At 45.5% G+C, this 18,825-nt stretch carries 11 protein-coding genes and 4 pseudogenes; 6 read left to right on the forward strand and 9 right to left on the reverse strand.

Translation table 11 applies throughout. The features are described 5' to 3' along the window. Window positions 1–217: 217 nt before the first annotated feature. From sps_RS09970 to sps_RS09980, 3 genes are all read left to right on the forward strand, one after another. Window positions 218–613, forward strand: a complete 396-nt coding sequence (locus tag sps_RS09970) for an LETM1 domain-containing protein (protein WP_077755630.1) — start codon at window positions 218–220, stop codon at window positions 611–613. A 152-nt stretch (window positions 614–765) separates the two neighbouring features. After that, complete coding sequence (locus sps_RS09975) at window positions 766–2,127, forward strand: leucyl aminopeptidase family protein (RefSeq protein ID WP_077752387.1); 1,362 nt, start codon at window positions 766–768, stop codon at window positions 2,125–2,127. Window positions 2,128–2,591: 464 nt separating this feature from the next. After that, window positions 2,592–3,800, forward strand: coding sequence for a NupC/NupG family nucleoside CNT transporter (locus sps_RS09980; protein WP_077752388.1), 1,209 nt, complete (start codon window positions 2,592–2,594; stop codon window positions 3,798–3,800). Window positions 3,801–3,899: 99 nt separating this feature from the next. Here sps_RS09980 and sps_RS09985 read toward each other — a convergent pair whose 3' ends face one another. After that, a complete protein-coding gene (locus tag sps_RS09985) occupies window positions 3,900–5,492 on the reverse strand; it encodes an ABC-F family ATPase (RefSeq protein WP_077752389.1) in 1,593 nt (530 codons plus the stop codon). A 400-nt stretch (window positions 5,493–5,892) separates the two neighbouring features. Between sps_RS09985 and sps_RS09990 the strand changes: the two are divergent. Together sps_RS09990 and sps_RS09995 are read left to right on the forward strand one after the other, a co-directional pair. Beyond that, window positions 5,893–6,051: pseudogene (locus tag sps_RS09990) on the forward strand (DDE-type integrase/transposase/recombinase); the annotation flags it as partial. Window positions 6,052–6,231: 180 nt separating this feature from the next. Continuing rightward, window positions 6,232–6,546: pseudogene (locus sps_RS09995) on the forward strand (DDE-type integrase/transposase/recombinase); the annotation flags it as partial. A gap of 81 nt (window positions 6,547–6,627) precedes the next feature. On the opposite strand, the gene sps_RS10000 reads toward sps_RS09995, so the two are convergent. From sps_RS10000 to sps_RS10010, 4 genes and pseudogenes are all read right to left on the reverse strand, one after another. Next, the gene (locus tag sps_RS10000; RefSeq protein ID WP_077752391.1) at window positions 6,628–10,740 is read right to left on the reverse strand and encodes an eCIS core domain-containing protein; all 4,113 of its coding nucleotides are present in this window, start codon (window positions 10,738–10,740) and stop codon (window positions 6,628–6,630) included. Window positions 10,741–10,943: 203 nt separating this feature from the next. After that, window positions 10,944–11,161 (reverse strand): annotated as a pseudogene (locus sps_RS10005) (IS4 family transposase); the annotation flags it as partial. Window positions 11,162–11,376: 215 nt separating this feature from the next. Next, window positions 11,377–11,556 (reverse strand): annotated as a pseudogene (locus tag sps_RS29225) (hypothetical protein); the annotation flags it as partial. 34 nt (window positions 11,557–11,590) lie between these two features. Further along, a complete protein-coding gene (locus sps_RS10010; protein WP_077752392.1) occupies window positions 11,591–13,864 on the reverse strand; it encodes a heavy metal translocating P-type ATPase in 2,274 nt (757 codons plus the stop codon). A 197-nt stretch (window positions 13,865–14,061) separates the two neighbouring features. Between sps_RS10010 and sps_RS10015 the strand changes: the two genes are divergently transcribed. Further along, window positions 14,062–14,448, forward strand: coding sequence for a MerR family DNA-binding protein (locus sps_RS10015; RefSeq protein ID WP_237158047.1), 387 nt, complete (start codon window positions 14,062–14,064; stop codon window positions 14,446–14,448). A gap of 50 nt (window positions 14,449–14,498) precedes the next feature. Here sps_RS10015 and sps_RS10020 read toward each other — a convergent pair whose 3' ends face one another. The 4 genes from sps_RS10020 to mmsB form a co-directional block, all read right to left on the reverse strand. Continuing rightward, window positions 14,499–16,538: an alpha/beta hydrolase family protein gene (locus sps_RS10020; RefSeq protein WP_077752394.1), complete on the reverse strand. Its 2,040-nt coding sequence runs from the start codon at window positions 16,536–16,538 to the stop codon at window positions 14,499–14,501. A 39-nt stretch (window positions 16,539–16,577) separates the two neighbouring features. After that, window positions 16,578–16,856 (reverse strand): hypothetical protein, encoded by a 279-nt coding sequence (locus sps_RS10025; protein WP_149027255.1) that lies wholly within the window; start codon window positions 16,854–16,856, stop codon window positions 16,578–16,580. Between the two features lie 180 nt (window positions 16,857–17,036). Further along, window positions 17,037–17,795, reverse strand: a complete 759-nt coding sequence (locus tag sps_RS10030) for an SDR family oxidoreductase (protein WP_077752395.1) — start codon at window positions 17,793–17,795, stop codon at window positions 17,037–17,039. Between the two features lie 4 nt (window positions 17,796–17,799). Beyond that, the gene (mmsB, locus tag sps_RS10035; protein ID WP_077752396.1) at window positions 17,800–18,738 is read right to left on the reverse strand and encodes a 3-hydroxyisobutyrate dehydrogenase; all 939 of its coding nucleotides are present in this window, start codon (window positions 18,736–18,738) and stop codon (window positions 17,800–17,802) included. Window positions 18,739–18,825 lie beyond the last annotated feature (87 nt).

Raw genomic sequence — 18,825 nt, forward strand, 5'->3', positions numbered from 1 at the left:
TCGACAATATAGCCAGCTATGCACCATTGGTCAATTAAAAGACGTTAGATTGTCGACAAAACATCTGTAGTTAGAGGTTTACATTAAACACGACACAAGGTTTATGTTGCCTTTGAATAGCGAGATTGAATTCTATGAAAAAACTTGTGACAAATGCTTGCAACAAAAGCACTATCGCCTCTATCTCCATAGGGTCGCCTATGAGACAATCCGCGCCATGAAAATCTATGCCCATGCTCACAAAGCCCCAGTACGCGTATTTCGCATCGGTAGGAAGCGATTCTGGATGCGTTTAAAACGCGATATGCTCGTTTTGAAAGACGCCTTATCCCAAGAGAAACAGGAGACCAAAGATATGTTGGTCACCTATAAGCGCTACACAAAAAAACAGGCTAGCCGAGAAGAACTCAATGAAGCCAACAAGCAATTTGCCGATCTGTTAAAGGGGCTAAGTCTGGGTGTGTTTGCGGTTTTACCCTTTGCGCCAATCACCATTCCTTTAGTCGTTAAGCTTGGGAAAATGGTTGGTGTAGATGTATTGCCAAGTTCATTTAATAATCTGTCTGAAATGAAAAGAAAACGCTCAAGCAGACTCGCTAAGAATGAGAAGTAGCGCTTACGCCTACAGCCCTTAAAACTCCCCGTATTCCTTCTTTCCCTTCCCTAATGCACCTTTTATGCAATGCCATTGCCTGTTACCCTAGTAAGTCGAATTAGAATAACCCTCCTCAAATTGATATAAGCAGCAGCGAGCATAACTCCAACATGACTGAATTATTGATCTCAGGTGTCGAAGGCACCCCTCTCACCATATTACACGCAGATGCATATGCAGCTTGGCTAGCCGAGCAAGATGTACAAACCACTAACTGGTTGTCGACAACTCAATTCGATGGCAAAGGCATGAGCATCATTCCAAACAGCTCTGGTGAGCTATCTCAAGCCATTTATGTGACCAAAGAGACCGAGTCATACTGGCTATGTGGCGACTTAGTCAATCAGCTTCCGGCTGGCCGGTACTCGATACAAGGCACCGATGAGCAAGTCAAAGTCGCAGCATTCAGCTGGGGGCTCGGTGCGTACAAGTTCGACCGTTACAAGAAAAATGAAAAAAACTATCCACTACTTGTATTACCCACACAGGCTCAGGTTGATGAAACCCAGAAGCTAGTTCGCTCAGTCTCTATCGTTCGTGATTTAATCAATACGCCAGCCGCCGATATGATGCCCCAGCATTTAGGTGAAACTATGGAAGCGCTAGCGGCCGAGTTTGGCGCCCAAGTGACTCAAATTGTTGGTGATGAATTGCTAGAGCAAAACTACCCAACCATTCATATGGTAGGCCGTGCCAGTGAAAACCTGCCACGTCTTATCGATCTCACCTGGGGTGATGAAGATGCACCAAAAGTCACCTTAGTCGGTAAAGGCGTGTGTTTCGACTCTGGCGGTTTAGATTTGAAACCAGGCGCAGGCATGCGCTTAATGAAAAAAGACATGGGCGGCGCCGCACACGTTATCGGTTTGGCTCACCAGATAATGGCAAGTAACTTACCTATTCGCCTGCGTGTATTAGTACCTGCGGTTGAGAATGCGGTATCGGCAAATGCATTCCGTCCTGGCGATGTGATTAAGACCCGTAAAGGCATCACTGTCGAGATTGATAATACCGATGCTGAAGGTCGCCTGGTACTGTGTGATGCCTTAGCCGAAGCTAACAATGACAAGCCTGAGTTGATGATAGATTTCGCAACCCTAACCGGTGCAATGCGTATCGCTCTGGGTACCGAGCTACCCGGCTTCTTCAGTAATGATGACCAAGTTGCGTTAGACATGACTCAATCAGGCCTAAATGTACAAGATCCTATTTGGCGCATGCCGCTACACAAGCCGTACTTTGAGCTAACTTGTAGTGATATTGCCGATTTAGCCAACTGTGGCCGTGTACCTCAAGGCGGCGCCATAACTGCAGCCCTTTACCTTGAAGCCTTTGTTGATGAAGATATCAGCTGGAGTCACTTCGATGTGATGGGTTGGAACAGCCGTAAATTGCCTGGCCGCCCTGTCGGTGGTGAATCTTTTGGCATCCGCGCCGTATTCGACTACCTGCAGACGCGTTTCGACAAATAGTTAATAACAAGACCCACCAAATATTACCACCGACAATGACCCAATATCGTTAGTCGGTGGTAACCCACAACTGTAGCTAAAACCCCCTCTAGTAAAAAAGCAAGCTGATAATGCTTAAATAACAAACGAAACTAGCTCAAGAGCACACCTAAATGTAATAAAGCGAGATAACTGACTAGAATTTTCATTATTTATTCGTATAATCCTTTCCCGGCTTAAGGCTCAATGCTGTTGCCACCTAATACTGGCTGTTACAAGGATATGTGATAGACCCACGGAGCTGGACCGGCAGGACTTTTGCGGGTTTATAGATGACTCCACCCTTGTAGTTTAGGCCGGAATACCCATCACTCAGTATTCTCTGTTCACGATCTCTGCCATTTTCCAACATCTGGCAGCTGGCCGACACTTCAAGCTCTGATTCATCTTCGACTCGCTCTCTATAGATCAGATTTGGATAAATAATGCAGTTGTTAATTAGCTTCGCCGGAATATTTTTTCTCCTATTCTGTGGTTGGATTTTCTCAGAAAACCGCAGAGCAATTAATTGGCGTACCGTCATCGGAGCCTTAATTCTTCAGGCTGGATTTGCAGCCCTTGTCTTGTATGTTCCCATGGGGCAACAGGTGCTAGGCTCAGTGAGCCAGGGAGTCACGGCTATTCTGGGCTTTGCCGACGAAGGGATCCAATTCATGTTTGGTCCTCTGGCAAATAACGGTTTCGTGTTTGCCATTCGGGTCTTGCCTCTGGTCATCTTTATCAGCGCACTAATCTCTATGTTGTACTACTTAGGCATAATGCAATGGGTCATCAAGATCATAGGTGGCGGCCTGCAAAAACTATTGGGGATCAGCCGCGCTGAATCTTTGGTAGCCACAGGTAACATCTTTCTCAGTCAAGGTGAGTCGCCTCTGCTGGTTAAGCCTTTTCTACCTAAGATGACACGCTCGGAGCTGTTCGCTCTGATGACTGGTGGCATGGCTTCTGTAGCTGGTAGTGTCTTGGGGGGATATGCAGGCCTAGGAGTAGAATTGAAATACCTGATTGCAGCCAGCTTTATGGCCGCACCAGGCAGCTTGCTGATGGCCAAACTTTTGGTACCTGAGGTTGATACGCCTGTAAGTAACCAAAGCGTCGATATGAGCCGCAGTGAAGATAATAATGTTGTCGATGCTCTGGCAACTGGTGCCATGAACGGTATGCGGGTTGCTGTTGCAATTGGCACCATGCTAATCGCCTTCATCAGTGTCATCGCCATGTTCAACGCGGGCCTAGAACAAGTGGGTCAGTGGTTCAACTTCGAAGGCGTGACCATGCAAAGCATACTGGGATACATCTTCGCCCCAGTAGCCTTCATCATAGGTGTCCCCGCCAATGAAATGATGCAGGCCGGTGGCTTCATAGGCCAAAAGCTTATTCTCAATGAATTTGTAGCCTTCATGGATTTCGTGTCGATAAAAGAACAACTGTCGAACCACAGCCAAGTCATCATCACCTTCGCACTCTGTGGCTTCGCTAATATAGGATCTATTGCGATTCAGTTAGGCAGTATTGGAGTTATGGCTCCCGAACGCAGCGCCGAAGTCGCTAAGCTAGGTTTTAAAGCGGTATTGGCTGCAACTCTGGCCAATCTGATGAGCGCCGTGCTGGCGGGTATCTTCATCAGCTTTTAACAGAAAGTGTTCAGGGACTTGAGTCCCTGTACAAAAAAGCCCGAACTCAGTTCGGGCTTTTGGGATAAATCTATTTAGCCTAAGCAGGCTTAGAGAGGCTTAGCCTTCGACACCTTTGCTTTTAAGGAACTCATCATAAGTTCCCTTGAAGTCATTGATGCCATCTTTAGTCATCTCTATGATGCGGTTAGCAACTGATGATACGAATGCACGGTCATGACTGACAAAAATCAGGGTACCTTGGTAGATCTCCAGAGCATTGTTCAATGACTCGATAGATTCCATGTCCATGTGGTTAGTCGGTTCATCCATTACCAAAATATTTGGCTTCTGCATGATAAGCTTGCCAAATAACATACGACCCTTCTCACCACCCGAGAGTACCTTAACCGACTTCTTGATATCGTCAGAGCTAAACAGCATGCGACCTAAGTAACCACGAACTGACTGGTCGTCATCTTCCGGCTTACGCCACTGACTCATCCACTCGAACAAGGTCATGTCATTTTCAAAGTCTGATTCATGATCCTGAGCATAGTAACCTATAGATGAATTCTCAGACCATTGAATGGTACCGCTATCCTGGGGAATATCATGAGTCAAGGTACGCAGTAAGGTTGTCTTACCGATACCGTTCTCACCTAAGATGGCGATACGCTCACCCACTTCTACCATCAGGTCTAACTTGTTGAACAATGGCTCATCGAAGCCCTTGCTAAGCTCTTCAACGATCAAGGCGTTACGGAATAACTTCTTTTCTTGCTCGAAACGAATAAACGGATTAACACGACTAGAAGCTTTCACTTCATCAATCTTGATCTTATCGATGAGCTTAGCGCGTGAGGTGGCCTGCTTAGCCTTAGATGCGTTAGCAGAGAAGCGAGCAACGAAGCCCTGAAGCTCGGCAATTTGCGCCTTCTTCTTGGCATTATCAGACATCAAGCGCTCACGAGATTGTTGAGCTGCCATCATGTACTCATCATAGTTACCCGGGAAAACACGTAACTCACCGTAATCCAAATCAGCCATATGGGTACAGACTGAGTTCAAGAAATATCTATCGTGGGAGATGATGATCATAGTGCTGTTACGCTGGTTCAGCATCTCTTGCAACCAACGAATGGTGTCTATATCCAAGTTGTTGGTTGGTTCGTCGAGTAGCAGTACATCAGGATCAGAAAACAGAGCTTGTGCCAGCAAGATTCTAAGTTTGAAACCTGGGGCGATGGCGCTCATAAGACCAAAGTGTTGGTCAACAGGAATACCCACTCCCATCAGGAGTTCACCGGCACGAGACTCGGCGGTATAACCATCCATCTCGGCAAATTCCATCTCTAGATCAGCAACCTTGATGCCATCCTCTTCTGTCATTTCTGGCAGAGAGTAGATACGATCGCGCTCTTTCTTGACTTCCCAAAGCTGTTCGTGGCCCATGATAACGGTATCGATCACGCTAAACTCTTCATAACCAAACTGGTTCTGACTCAGTTTACCGATACGCTCGTTGATATCCAAAGAGACATTACCCGCAGTCGGCTCCAGATCGCTACCCAGAATCTTCATAAAGGTTGACTTACCACAGCCATTCGCGCCGATCAGACCATAACGGTTGCCGCCGCCGAATTTAACTGAGATGTTTTCAAACAGTGGCTTAGCGCCAAACTGCATGGTGATATTAGCTGTAGTAATCAAGTGTTAGATCCCAAAATTTGTTATGCAATGTGATGTATAAACGAGCAAAATCAAGCGCGATATTATAGCCAGCAGACCACGAACAATCAACTAAAACGAACCTAGAGGCCGCAGGACTTTTCGTTACAGGAAGAATAGATGGAAGAGCCCAGTAGGTTTGATTCGGATTGCCGAACCTAAATAAAACTAAATTAAATTAAATTAGTGAGTTAACTTCACGTACCTTAGCCTGATAGCGTTAGTCACTACTATATAATGAAGACAAAGGGCTCTGTAGCAAAGATCGTCGATTCAGTTAAACTCCTCTTTTACTTTAGGCTAGCGACTTCATGACACTCTTTAAGTTCCGATAATTTTCCCATGACATTATCATTTAGGCTGTCCGTTGGTATTGTAAATATGGGGCCAGCGTTATGCGCCAGAAATAGAAAAACGATTAAGATGGTATTGGAAGCCCAAGGCGGGATTGAGCTGGAAGGTCGATGAAACCTACATAAAAGTGAAAGGGCAATGGGTGTATCTGTATCGAGCTGTAGATAAACAAGGTCATAACGTTAATGCCGATCACTTAGTCACTATTTTGCATACATAATCACTTTTTATTCACTTTCTGAATTAACGGAATTTGTGTAGCAATCATTGACTAACAGCAGAACGAGTAAGGGCTACAGCCAGATTTAGATTAAATCCCCTGTAGCCCTTATTTTATCAATATTTTTTCTTAACTTACCGGCATTAAGGTCATAACGTAGACTTTTATTTATCGTCCAGACGTCATGCTAAAGCAGCGAAACCGTTTTTGGTAAAGCTTTGAAAGGGCTAAAATGCTGGGAGTGTCCCGTCGCCATCAATACCGACAAGGCCGCCTCTTACGGTCTAGCCATTCCGGAATTAAAGCAAGAAGGCAAATTAAATACCTAAACAATGTGGTAGAAGCCGATCATAGAAAGTTGAAAGGCTCATAAATCCAGTACGGGGATTCAAATCGATGAAGACAGATTATGCCGCTATCAAAGGGTTTGAAGTGATACTTATGTTTAAAAAGACAGTTTAATACTTGGTTATTCGGCCAAGGGATAGAGCCGGACTGGAAGCGATTTAAAGTAAAACAAAAGGAACAGAGCGCCACTTTTAGCTAATCTACTGCCGCCTTCACTTGCGCTAACAACGCATTAACCGCTGTGGTTCGGCTAGAATCGGGCTCCGCTAAATAATGTAAAATCTTTGCTTTTAATGTTTCAAGATGAATTTGGTTTTTCTCTTGATGGAACTGTATCAATGCCCTATCAACTTGCTTAATTCTATTGCGTGGATTGGTGAACACCCGCCCCTTAGTGGTACTAATTTGAATGAAGCTGTCGAGAGGCATTATTCTATCAATGGCCTGCTGACTCTGGCTCTTTTTGGCAACTATCGGCCCGAGTCTATCACTAGCCGAGCTAAAGTTTTCGATAAAGCTATCGAGTTTAGGTACCTTAAGTTTTTTACTCTGTTGATTAACCAAGTCAACTTTAGCGAGTGGCTTACTCCCCCCCTCATCAAGATTGACTGCGACCAGTTTATCGTTTTCGGCGAGTATCTCTCTAAACTTCACGATATCCATATCAACCTTAACCAGCTTATCTTGATTCTCCCTGTAGGACTCTAGCAGAGTTTCAATATTCCATTTGTGGTTAAACTGCTGCAGAGCATCATTAGTGTCAGTTTCACTCATTTGAGACATCTCTAATCGGTAGAGAGTATCCTTATAAGTGATAAGCGCGATATATTTCGACTCTATCCCGTTTATCAATGCATTAGCTGATTGATACTCCTCCGCAAGTAAGTTCAAGTGAGTGATAACCTGAGCCTGCTTCTCATTAAGTGATATAAGCCGAGGCTCACCGCCACCATAAATATATTCATCGGACTCAAGCAGTTCTGTGGCTTTATCACCTTTATGAGTTTGACTCGGAACTGACAACGTATCGCCCTTCATTCCTAGCTTACCAGGCTCACCCATGGTTAACTGACCATCAGTACTGCCAAGCTTACCCTGCATCTGATACTCACCTAAGTTCCACTGGCCAAACTTATATTGATAAATCGTTTTCTCATAAAACATCAGCGCCTTGCCCTTGAGCTTAAAATTGACCGATGCGGTGACCGACGCGCTACAGTCATAATCCAGCCCAAAAGGTTTCTTGGGATCTTGTTTAAACGTCTTCGAATCTTTATCAAAGTATGCTCCTCCACTGATGTTAGCATTAGCATCAACAGCCGCCTTTCCTTCAGCCGAAAAACTCGCCTCTAAAGCAGCGACTAAAGGTGTTCCAGCAACCGCTTTAACACCTGCCTCGACGCTTGCCTCCCCTTTAAGTCCTCCTTTACCCGATATCTGCCACATATTCTCATCATGCTTGCCAGCTAGTGCTGCTGAAAAACCGATACCCGCATTAACTCTAATAAATGCGCCAGCACTTAGCATAGGAAACACGGGAACAGTAACACTCACCTCTGTTAGCGATGGGCTTAAGTAATCAGTGAGCTGAAAAGATTTATCTCCATTTAAGTATGCACTATAGGTTTCGAAATCAACTCCGCCTTTAATGCCAAAAGCATTAAAGTCTATCGGGGGGATTTCAGGCTTAAAGCCGGTAATTTTAAGCCCTGACTGGGTCACACTAACGCCTGTTACCGAGAACTTAAGGGCTTTGGCGAAAGGCAGGAAATCAAATAAACCACTGCTTGTCTGTGTCACAGCTGCAACTTGACTATCACTCACCTCATCTCTCGACGACCCTAAGGTTATTGAAGCACTGCCAATCTCAAGCCCCTGCTTGTTAGCCTTCACACTCGCCATGGCTAATGCAAAGGCACTACTTGTTACCTCTAGCTTTTGTAACTCGCCACTATAATCCCCTTTAGCAAAGGTCAGCGTGATAACTTCCGCTTTACATGCCACATTCATCGCACTTGAGGAGAGCGATAACCCTGCACTAGCAGATAGCAAATACCCCTTACCGCTCTTTACAATGGCAAAGTTAGGGTTTTCTAATTCAAAGCCACTAAAGGGTGATATCGTGCCTTTATATGCCACTTGGGCTTCTGTAAAGCTTATCCCTTCCTGACTGATCTCGACACCGGATACCTCGGCAGTGGTATCAATAGCTTTTATCTTAACAGTGGCTTTCTTGACCGTGAACGTACCCGTCTGATGAGTATATTCCATCTCAGATGCACTCAGAGAAAATGCATCAAAGTCTGACTCAAAACGCCCCTCTTTTAGATTAAGGTCGAAACTGTCTTTACCCGATGCCAGATGTTGGTAGCTAACATCAAACTTACCTTGCGCCGAATCTAAATGTGGCAAGCTCATGTTAAGCTGAGCGCTGGCCTTGACGCCCCAGCCATCATTATTGATCACCATTGCTCCAGTCACATTGTCCAGCACGACCTTGTTACCAAATAGCTCAATCCTGTTTGAGGTAAGTTGACCTTTACCCGTAGTCTTACCCGCTTTACGCTGCAAGCTCGCCTCAGCTCTTAGATCTATACCGGTCGACTCAGGGAGGGTGATGGACGCTTTCTCTATACTGGCTTGATCTTTATCTATGCAGGCACTTTCAACCTTAAACATCCCAGATGACTCTTTAAATCCGGAGAGGGATGCCGACTTGAAACTATTATCGGTAGCAAACGCTAACTCAGCTTTACTTGCCTCTGCGCTCCAATTAAACACTTGAATCTTAATAAGGCTAGATTCAAAGGCGACAGAGCCACCGGAGTATTTACCTTCTAGCTCTTCTATTATAAAGTGGTCATCGGCCACACCTAACTGCGCTATACTCATCTTCAATGTTTTAAGTGACTTACCCTCAAGCAGTAGCTCATTAAGCTGAAACTGTTTAAGGCGTAAAATTGGAGGGATTTCCATAGTATTAATGATGGTTAAATCCTCATTTAGATGCACAATAGAGGGACCATCCCAAGGCAGAATCATCTTCAGGTTGCCGCTGTCACCCACTGTGGATTTACGGCCAAACATATCGATCCACAGAGCAAAGCTCGCATGCAGCCCTCCTTTTTCCTCCGGTTTAATCGGCGACTTCCCTTGTGGCTCCTGCTGTTTCTGTAACTTGAGCTTTTTTACATCGAGTCCAATGAGCTTTAGATCGATATTAGCCACATCCTGATCATCTGTTTGTGGTACTGACTTTACCCCAGCCTGCTCCTTTTTCTCGCCATAACCCAACATATACTTGGCAAAACCAAATGCTGAGCTCACTGGACTGGTATAAGCTGTAATAGCTAACCCAAGTGCTTTAACAATCCAAGCTATAGTGCTTTCAGACGGATCTTGGTCTAAACCTACCACCAAAGCCTCCCTGCGATTTGCTGCATGGGCCCCTAAAGCCTTACCTGCGAGGTAGAGTAAAATGGTGCGTACAGGAGCAGGCACTAGATCCCAGATGTTGAGTAAATTTGTCAGTAGCGCCTGAAGATTGGTCATCGCTGCATAGATTTTCTCCATATTATCGATGGATTGGATCTTATTGAGCACATAGATGTCGCCAGCCTTTAGCACGCTATTAATCGAATGGGATTTGAAGAAATTCCATAGAGAACTCATCATCAGATCGCTTGCCATCGCAAGCTGAATTGTTTCCATCTTAGCTTGTGCGCTGGCATGACTTTCTGGGGCGGTAAGCAGTAGCGTTCTATCAGAAACACCTTGAAAGCTTAACGCTTTTTCGCCCATTTTGTCAGCTTCATCCTCAAGAGATTGGTCATTATTAATAGCAAGTCCATTGCGCTCAATGGTAGGCTTTACACGCCCCTGCTTTTGCTGAACAACATGCCAAGCTTCATGAGGTAAGTGCTTCTCTTGACCTGAAGCTAGATGTATTTGACTACCTTGAGCATAGGCATGAGCATTAAATTGAGCGGGTTTAGAGGACCCTTTATGAACCGTAACATCCCCCATATCAAAACCTGACAGAGCCTCTATTCCACCACGTAGCTGCGTAGGCAAGCCATTGGGACGATTATCATGTGGCATCTCTGGTAAGCTACTGTCATACAACTTTGCATTGAATTGTGTGGCCTCACCACGCTTCGCGATATCTTGTAATACCATTTGTGCTGGGGACACGGGACGCCCATCACTAATCACCGCTCTCGAAAGAGTTGGTTTTGGGCTGTGAGGGGTGAAACTAGCATTAACTTGAGTATTATTATGATTTTTATCGGCGTGAACTTTACTCATCAAACAGTCCCTGTTTGGTCATCGCTTGTGATTTAACTTTATGATTAACTCAACCTATCAGGTCGTCGATAAATGTTCAAATAATGACTTTTCCATTTCACCTGATGCTTAGATAACTTCAGCTAAAGAGTTTCTTCGTCAATATAGTGGTATTAAGCGGGTGTTGGGATGCAATGTGTGAGTTTATAAGTGCAGGCATCTACAGCTATGAGTAGTAATACGCTAAGCCTGTTCGCAATTATAGCGCCACAATCATTCATCTTTAGACCGGTTTTAACATCCCTAAAGCTTTCTTCTATCTGCATTCTCGTTCTGCACAGGCTTGAGACCGTTTGCTTCGTCTGGATTCTACATCCGTCGCAGTTTTATCTTTTCGCCCTTTATCGTTGTGCTTGTAAATGACTAAGTAAAATAGGAAAGACGTCACATGTCTTAGCCTGTTAGCGTTAGTCACTACTGTTAATGAGGACAAAGCCATCGCCGCCCTGCAATCACAGGGCTAAGCAATATGCCAGTTAGGAGGAATAGAACGCCGGCTGCCACTGGTATGCCCAAAGTGTTATAGATGCATGACAATCCGAATAGGTTTTATTCGGATAGGCTTTATTCAGATTGTCATGCGCAAATTAAATTAAGCTAGCGAGTCAACTTCACATGTCTTAATCGATTAGCGTTCGTCACTACAGTCAACGATGAAAGTGCCATCGCCGCCCCTGCAATCACAGGGCTAAGCAATATGCCTGTGAGTGGCAACAAGACGACTGCAGCGACTGGTATTCCCAAAGAGTTATAGATACATGACAATCCGAATAGGTTTTATTCGGATTGTCATGCGCAAAACTAAATGAAGCTAGCGAGTCAACTTCACATGTCTTAATCGATTAGCGTTCGTCACTACAGTCAACGATGAAAGTGCCATCGCCGCCCCTGCAATCACAGGGCTAAGCAATATGCCAGTTAGGGGGAATAGAACGCCGGCTGCCACTGGTATGCCTAAAGAGTTATAGATAAACGCGCCGAAGAGGTTCTGCTTGATGTTCCTCATGCTGGCATTAGCCAAGGCAAAAGTATCCGCCAATACTGACAAACGACCGGTAAGGAAGGTCAAATCGGCGCTCTCGATGGCGACTTCCGTGCCATCTCCCATGGCGATACCTACATCGGCACTCATTAAAGCGGGGGCATCATTGATACCATCTCCTACCATGGCCACGACTTCTCCGCTCTCTTTAAGTTCGATAATCTTCGCCTGTTTTTGCTCAGGCAGGACTCCGGCAATCACTTCCTCTATGCCCACTTCATCGGCAACGGCCTGCACAGTCTCTTGCTTGTCGCCGCTGAGTAATATCACCCGTTTCCCAGCACGCTTAAGTGCGGCAATGGCATCTTTTGCATCAGATTTCACTGGGTCGCTGATTGCAATAACAGCAACTAAGCGTCCTTCTTGTGCCACATAAACCGGAGTTTTACCAAGCTGAGCTAAGGTCTGAACCTCATCTTGTAAAGCATCGACACCCGATATCTCCTCCATTGTCATCAAGCTCATATTACCTATGGCTAACTCGACACCAGAGACCATGCCCACTATGCCTTTACCTTGAATATTGTTGAAACGTTCAGGTTCGACCAAGCTTAGGTCTCGCGTCTTGGTTGCATCCAGCATGGCCTGGGCCAATGGGTGCTCTGAATGTTGCTCGAGACTCGCCACCAGAAATAACAGCTGCTCAGATGCAGTGTCTTGACTGCTTCTTTCATCGTCATAGTCACCGTCAACTAGGTGAATATCGGTTACCGATGGCTTACCCGCTGTAATGGTTCCAGTTTTATCTAGTACTACAGTGGTAACCTTACTCGCAATTTGTAGCGCTTCACCATTTTTAATCAAGACTCCCATCTGTGCGGCTCGTCCAACTGATACCATGATAGACATAGGTGTCGCTAATCCTAGGGCACAGGGGCAAGCGATAATCAGCACGCTGGTGAGCACGACTAAAGCATGTGATATCTGAGGTGCAGGTCCCGCTAAATACCACACTATAGAAGCGACCAGAGCAATAATCACCACAACAGGGACAAAGTAAGCCGATATCTTGTCCGTGAGCCTGCCTATGGGCATTTTTGACGTTTGCGCCTGTTGAACCAGGCCGATGATTTTAGATAATCGCGTATCGGTTAACCCAGCAGTCACCCGATAGATGATGCTGCCATTACCGTTGACCGTGCCTGCACTGAGCGTATCACCAAGGCTTTTGGACACAGGAATAGGTTCACCGGTTAACATGGACTCATTGAGATTCGACTCACCACTCAACACCTCACCATCCAAGGCGACTCGACTACCTGGTTGTAGTCTCAGCTTGTCACCGATCTGTATTTGGTCAATTTCAACCTCCTCATCACCTGAGTCGCTAAGTCTTATTGCGGTCGTGGATTGTAATCCTATAAGGCGCTGCACCGCTTCACTGGTCTTGCCCTTAGCCCTGAGCTCCAACGCATGGCCTAAGTTAATCAAACCCAGAATCATCACGCTGGCTTCAAAGTACACATGACGGGTCTCGGCCGGAAACCAAGAAGGCATGATCACCACCAGCATAGAATAGGCCCATGCTGTTGTGGTGCCGAGCACTATCAAGGTGTCCATGTTGGCACTGCGGGCCTTAAGAGCACGCCACATCCCCTTATAAAAATGTCCACCCGTGGTCACGAGTAGGATAAAGGTGACAATACCCATGCCCCCCCAGACCAATTGCTGGCTGGGGTTATTAACCATCATCTCGCCGCCCAATAGCCCCCACAGCATCATGGGAATACCAAGACCCAACCCAAACATAGATTGGATGATGCGGGTGCGGTACTCGATTCGCTCAGCCTCAATTTTATTCTCGCTGGCAAGCTTAGCATCCAGTACCAATTCGCTGTCATAGCCGACACTGGCCACAGTCGCTATGGCAAGTACACTGCTAATATCACCCTGGATTTGTACCTGCTTGTCGGCCAGATTTACCCGTGCAGCCACACTTGGCAGTGATAATTTTTCGAATGCACCTTCAATTTTGGCGACACAACTGGCGCAGTTCATTTGCGGCACATATAAGGTCATGCTATTGATATTTTTCATGATCATTGATTCCCCATACTCAAGACATTGAGTCTCGATCAAATCTGTTTTAAATAGGTTGTTCCCATTTCACTGCACTTAGGTTAATGTCTCCCCTTATGGGAGAGTCAAACCCTTATTGATAATAAATTCACTTTATTAATTTGGCGCCCGCTCGATTCCCTTTGAGCATGCTGTGAATGGCTAAATGACATAGGAGAATTATGATGAAAATTGGTGAAGTGGCAAAAAAGACTGGTCTATCGGTTAAGAGTATTCGTTATTACCATGACATAGGACTTATCTGCGCCGCGAGGGGTGAGAATGGCTACAGAGAATATGATAAGCCTCAGATTGATTCCCTTAACTTTATCAGCCACAGTCGCGACTTAGGTTTCTCTTTGGATGATTGCCGCTCTCTGCTCGATCTTAAGCTCAACCAAGAAAGAGATGCCGAAGATGTAAAACGTCTGGCTAAGACTCATCTGGACATGGTGAGCGAGAGAATAACTAAGTTGCAGGCACTCGAGAGCCAGTTAAAACATTTAATCAAAGATTGTCGAGGCGGCCATCAACCAGACTGCGCCATACTGAGCGGACTCAGTGAATAAGCAGACTTATCCGGTCCATAGCAGGCCATCTAATGGCGGTTTAATACCATTTAGTGTCTCTTTAGCCGATGAGCATTCTCAATTTTCAATGTAGGAATATGACCTGCGGGCGTGAAACCAAACACCTTGCCATAAAAATAGAGCTCGGCTTCGATAGCGGTCATTTTATTTTCCGGATCCCTCAGGTTATGCCCCTCTCCCTCGAATTCAAGATAGGCTGTGGGGATCCCTCGCCTTTTAAGCTCATTAAATACCTTAGTGGATTGCTTAGCCAATACCACAGGATCATCACCTCCTTGGATCAGCAACAAGGGTTCCTTTACCCCGTCGAGATGATGTAATGGAGAGCGTTCACGATACACGTTATTCTCTACAGAATTTTTACCCACTAGCAATTCTAAATAGCTCGACTCAAATTTATGGGCATCTCGGCTCAATACTTCCATATCACTGATGCCCGCATAACTCACACCGGCTTTAAACGTATCATAAAAAGCCAGTGCCGATAACACGGTAAGGCCTCCTGCACTGGAGCCTCTCATTACAAGCTTAGTACCGTCCACCCAACCTTTATTAACCAGATATCCGGCCGCTCGCACGGCGTCTTCCACATCGGCAATGCCCCATTTCCCATACAGACTTTGGCGATAGGCCCGTCCAAAACCTGAACTGCCACGATAGTTGAGATCAAGCACTGCAAAACCACGGCTGGTCCAGAACTGAATATCACGCCTAAATGCTAGGCTCGCTTTGGCTGTAGGGCCAGAATGCAACATGACAATCAATGGAGGACGCATATCATTTGGAGCGATATAATCTGGGTTTTTAGGTCCATAAAAATAACCGTAAATAGTTTCGCCATCATTTGAGTTAAAGCTGATACTCTCGGCCCTGGAAATATAACGGGGATCAATCACGGGGACTTTAGGCGAATAGATAAGATCCGTACCGCGACCATTTACCCTGTAGATGCCTTTCTCCGGAGTCACCTTATTACCGACAAAGTAAATCCCACTCTCGCCTTTAACCACTTGAGATATCTCGCCAAAATCCACGGCTATGGATTCTGTGATACCAGTATCGAGAAAGATTCTAATCAGTGAAGCTTGTCCTTTATCACTGTAGCTGGCGATGATGGTATTGTCTGACTCGAAGGCATAATTATGGTTGCCAAGCTTCCAGTCTGGTACGGCAAATTCAGCATCTTTATCTAGCACCTGCTCCAGCTTCCCCGCAGAATTGATGCGATACAAGTTCCACCAATTATCAAAATCTGCCACAAAATAGAGCTGACCACTGGGGCTAAATAATACCTGGGTAATAGAGCCATGTTTATCGGACAGTAATCGTTTGGGGTTATGCACGCCGCCCTTGGGATCTAAGTCACCGATCCAAAGCTCAGTGTTATCCCAAGGCATGTTCGGGTGCTGCCAGGCAATCCATGCCAATGTTTTCATATCCGGTGATACTCTTGGGGATGAATAAAAATCATCTCCCTCGATGAGGGTCTCTCCTTCACCGGCAAAATTAAGGTTAAGCGCCACTAAGCTTGAAGTCGGCTCTTCGCTGTTTCTATGGTCTTCACGTACACAGATTATTCTTGAACCTTTCGAATATGACACACAATCTGCGTGGCGTGTGCCTGACAGAGTTAAAGGGACGGGTTCTTGGTTAGGCGCGATGCGATAGAGGAGCTGATCTTCGGCTTTAGAGACAAAAATACTCTTACCAATACCTAGAAATGGCGATCCGCCGTATTCATGCACCCTAGATCTAACATCGAATTGTGATGTGACAGCGGTGGTAATTGTCGTATCGTCTTCGAGACGCTTTATTCCTACTCGCCCCGCTGCAGCGGAATCTGTTTGAACAAAATATAAGGCGCCATTAACACTCTGTAGTTCACCAAAGTCATCTGATAAGCCATAAACATCTTCAGCCGTGATAGGCGAAATCCAGCTACCATATGGGGTAATCTTAAGGCCGCTTTGCTTATCTATTACAGGCTTAGGTGTGGAATTATCGCAACCCGTTAGCAAGGCTAAAAGTACTGCAGAGAAAATACCAACAAGATAGAATTGGTGTCTCATTGTTTTCTCCTCTTCTGGCATAGTTGGATGTGTCGGCTATTATTTTCTGACAACTTTTTTCTTAAACCATTCAATAACTTTTAACTGTTTTTCCCGGGTCAACCCATAAAAAACACATATCCAGGGAGACAAGAGCAGATACCAAGGTAATATAGAGGTATCTCGCCCACTGATGAGTAAATACAGAAACCCCGAATAGATAATCAGGACTCCGACTCCCCCGACTAACAGCATTAAATTTCTAGTCACTTTTTCCAGCCAAACCATCTTTTTATCGAAACTCAATCCAAGCTTCCCCCAAACATTAACTTCCAGCATTATCACTTATCATAAGCGCTTATGTAAGTACTTGTGTGAGGATCTATGTTAAATGCTGTTAACCCCAATAACCTAATTCCCTCCCATAAAAACAAAAACGGGCCTAAGCCCGTTTTATTACTATCATACTTGTCTTAGAAACCAGAGCCTAAAAACTCGCTCTCAAGTTCTAAACAAAGTCTAAATTCTAATGCCACCATCGATTTCGAATACACGACCGTTAACGTAATCATTCTCTATGATGAACTTCACCGTCGATGAAATCTCTGATGGTTGACCTAGGCGTCCAACTGGCACCATCTTCTCCATACGCGCTAACGCTTCAGGCTTCATCGCAGCCGTCATTTCAGTTTCAATCACACCTGGCGCTACCGCTGCGCTACGAATATTGTACCTTGCCAACTCTTTCGCCCAGCCAACAGACATGGCAGCAACACCCGCTTTAGAAGCTGAATAGTTAGTCTGACCCATGTTACCCGCCTTGGCTAAGCTAGAAATGTTGATGATCACGCCTTCTTGCTTAGATTCGATCATCGCTACCGCAGCTTCGCGTCCACATAGGAATGAGCCGGTTAAATTAACGTTAATCACTGCCTGAAACTGCTCATATGACATACGGTCAGTCACCTTGCCTTCTTTGGCTTTGACTAGCATGCCATCGAATAAAATACCCGCATTGTTGATAAGCACATTAACTTGTCCAAAATCTTCCAGAATATAACCGAAACCCGCCACCACATCTTCTTCATCTGTGATATCGAAGGCATAACCTTGCACTTCCGCTCTGTCACCAATATCGGCACAAGCACGTTCAAGCTTCTCTTGATCTACATCGATAAGGGCCAATTTAGCGCCAGCTTCGGCTAAATCCAGCGCCATAGCCAAACCAAGTCCACCAGCACCACCAGTAATGACCACTACCTTATCTTTTAAATCCATCGTATTACCCTTTACTTTTAATTTGTTGAATATTAGTAATCTGTTGAGAATGATTAAACTGTTCAAAAATACTAGAAAAATCTCGTGTACCATTGCCTTGACGAGCATGGTTCACATATAAACTGCGTGCTAGCGCACCCATTGGCGTACAGGAATTAGTCAGTAACGCCGCCTCTTGGGATAGGCCAAGATCTTTAACCATAAGATCGACCATAAAGCCGCCCTGATAACCATTGGATGACGGTACAGACTCCATCACATCCGGACAAGGATTATATTTATCTAGCGTCCAATTACCACCACTACTGACCTTCATTATCTCAGAAAGTACTGTTGGATCTAATCCATGATCTATGCCCATCTGCAGAGATTCACTGGTACCTATCATCAACACAGACAGCAGCATATTATTGCAAATTTTAGCCACCTGCCCAGCACCGGGTCCGCCGGCGTGTAAAATATTGGCTCCCATATGGCTTAGCACTTGAGAGGCTTGCTCAAACCCACTGTCGCTGCCACCACAGATAAAGGTTAATGTCCCGGCCGCCGCGCCTGCTGTACCACCAGATACGGGAGCATCGATAAACTCCAGTCCCTTACTTGCTGCGGCTGTGGCAACTTGTTTCGCACTCTGGGCATCTATGGTTGAACAATCGATCAGTAAGGTGCCTTCGGCCACCACATCGAGCAAGCCCTTATCGGCGCTGCCTTCGCCTAAGTAAAGTGAGCGAACATGCTTACCGGCAGGCAACATGGTTATCACCACATCGGCACCGGATGCTGCTCCGCAGGCACTCTTTGCCGCAAGTGCGCCAAGCTCAGTCAGAGACTTCATCGCCTCGGGGACGAGATCAAACACCTTAACCATCACGCCTGACTTTATTAAATTGGCCGCCATTGGCGCGCCCATATGTCCTAATCCGATAAATGCGATACTTGTCATCTAACACTCCTAAGCTAAAGTAATTTATTCCCTGGGACTCATTTCAAGCTTTTTGTTTTACTCTCATCTGCCTAACTGTTTTCAGGT

This window comes from Shewanella psychrophila, from assembly GCF_002005305.1.
Lineage (GTDB): Bacteria > Pseudomonadota > Gammaproteobacteria > Enterobacterales > Shewanellaceae > Shewanella > Shewanella psychrophila.

Excerpts from the sequence above, each read along its gene's own strand:
- sps_RS10025 (WP_149027255.1), bottom strand. The coding sequence starts at position 16,856 with ATGCTGGAAGTTAATGTTTGGGGGAAGCTTGGATTGAGTTTCGATAAA.
- sps_RS09980 (WP_077752388.1), top strand. The coding sequence starts at position 2,592 with ATGCAGTTGTTAATTAGCTTCGCCGGAATATTTTTTCTCCTATTCTGT.
- sps_RS09970 (WP_077755630.1), top strand. The coding sequence starts at position 218 with ATGAAAATCTATGCCCATGCTCACAAAGCCCCAGTACGCGTATTTCGC.
- sps_RS10030 (WP_077752395.1), bottom strand. The coding sequence starts at position 17,795 with ATGGATTTAAAAGATAAGGTAGTGGTCATTACTGGTGGTGCTGGTGGA.
- sps_RS10020 (WP_077752394.1), bottom strand. The coding sequence starts at position 16,538 with ATGAGACACCAATTCTATCTTGTTGGTATTTTCTCTGCAGTACTTTTA.
- mmsB (WP_077752396.1), bottom strand. The coding sequence starts at position 18,738 with ATGACAAGTATCGCATTTATCGGATTAGGACATATGGGCGCGCCAATG.
- sps_RS10010 (WP_077752392.1), bottom strand. The coding sequence starts at position 13,864 with ATGATCATGAAAAATATCAATAGCATGACCTTATATGTGCCGCAAATG.
- sps_RS09975 (WP_077752387.1), top strand. The coding sequence starts at position 766 with ATGACTGAATTATTGATCTCAGGTGTCGAAGGCACCCCTCTCACCATA.
- sps_RS10000 (WP_077752391.1), bottom strand. The coding sequence starts at position 10,740 with ATGAGTAAAGTTCACGCCGATAAAAATCATAATAATACTCAAGTTAAT.
- sps_RS10015 (WP_237158047.1), top strand. The coding sequence starts at position 14,062 with ATGATGAAAATTGGTGAAGTGGCAAAAAAGACTGGTCTATCGGTTAAG.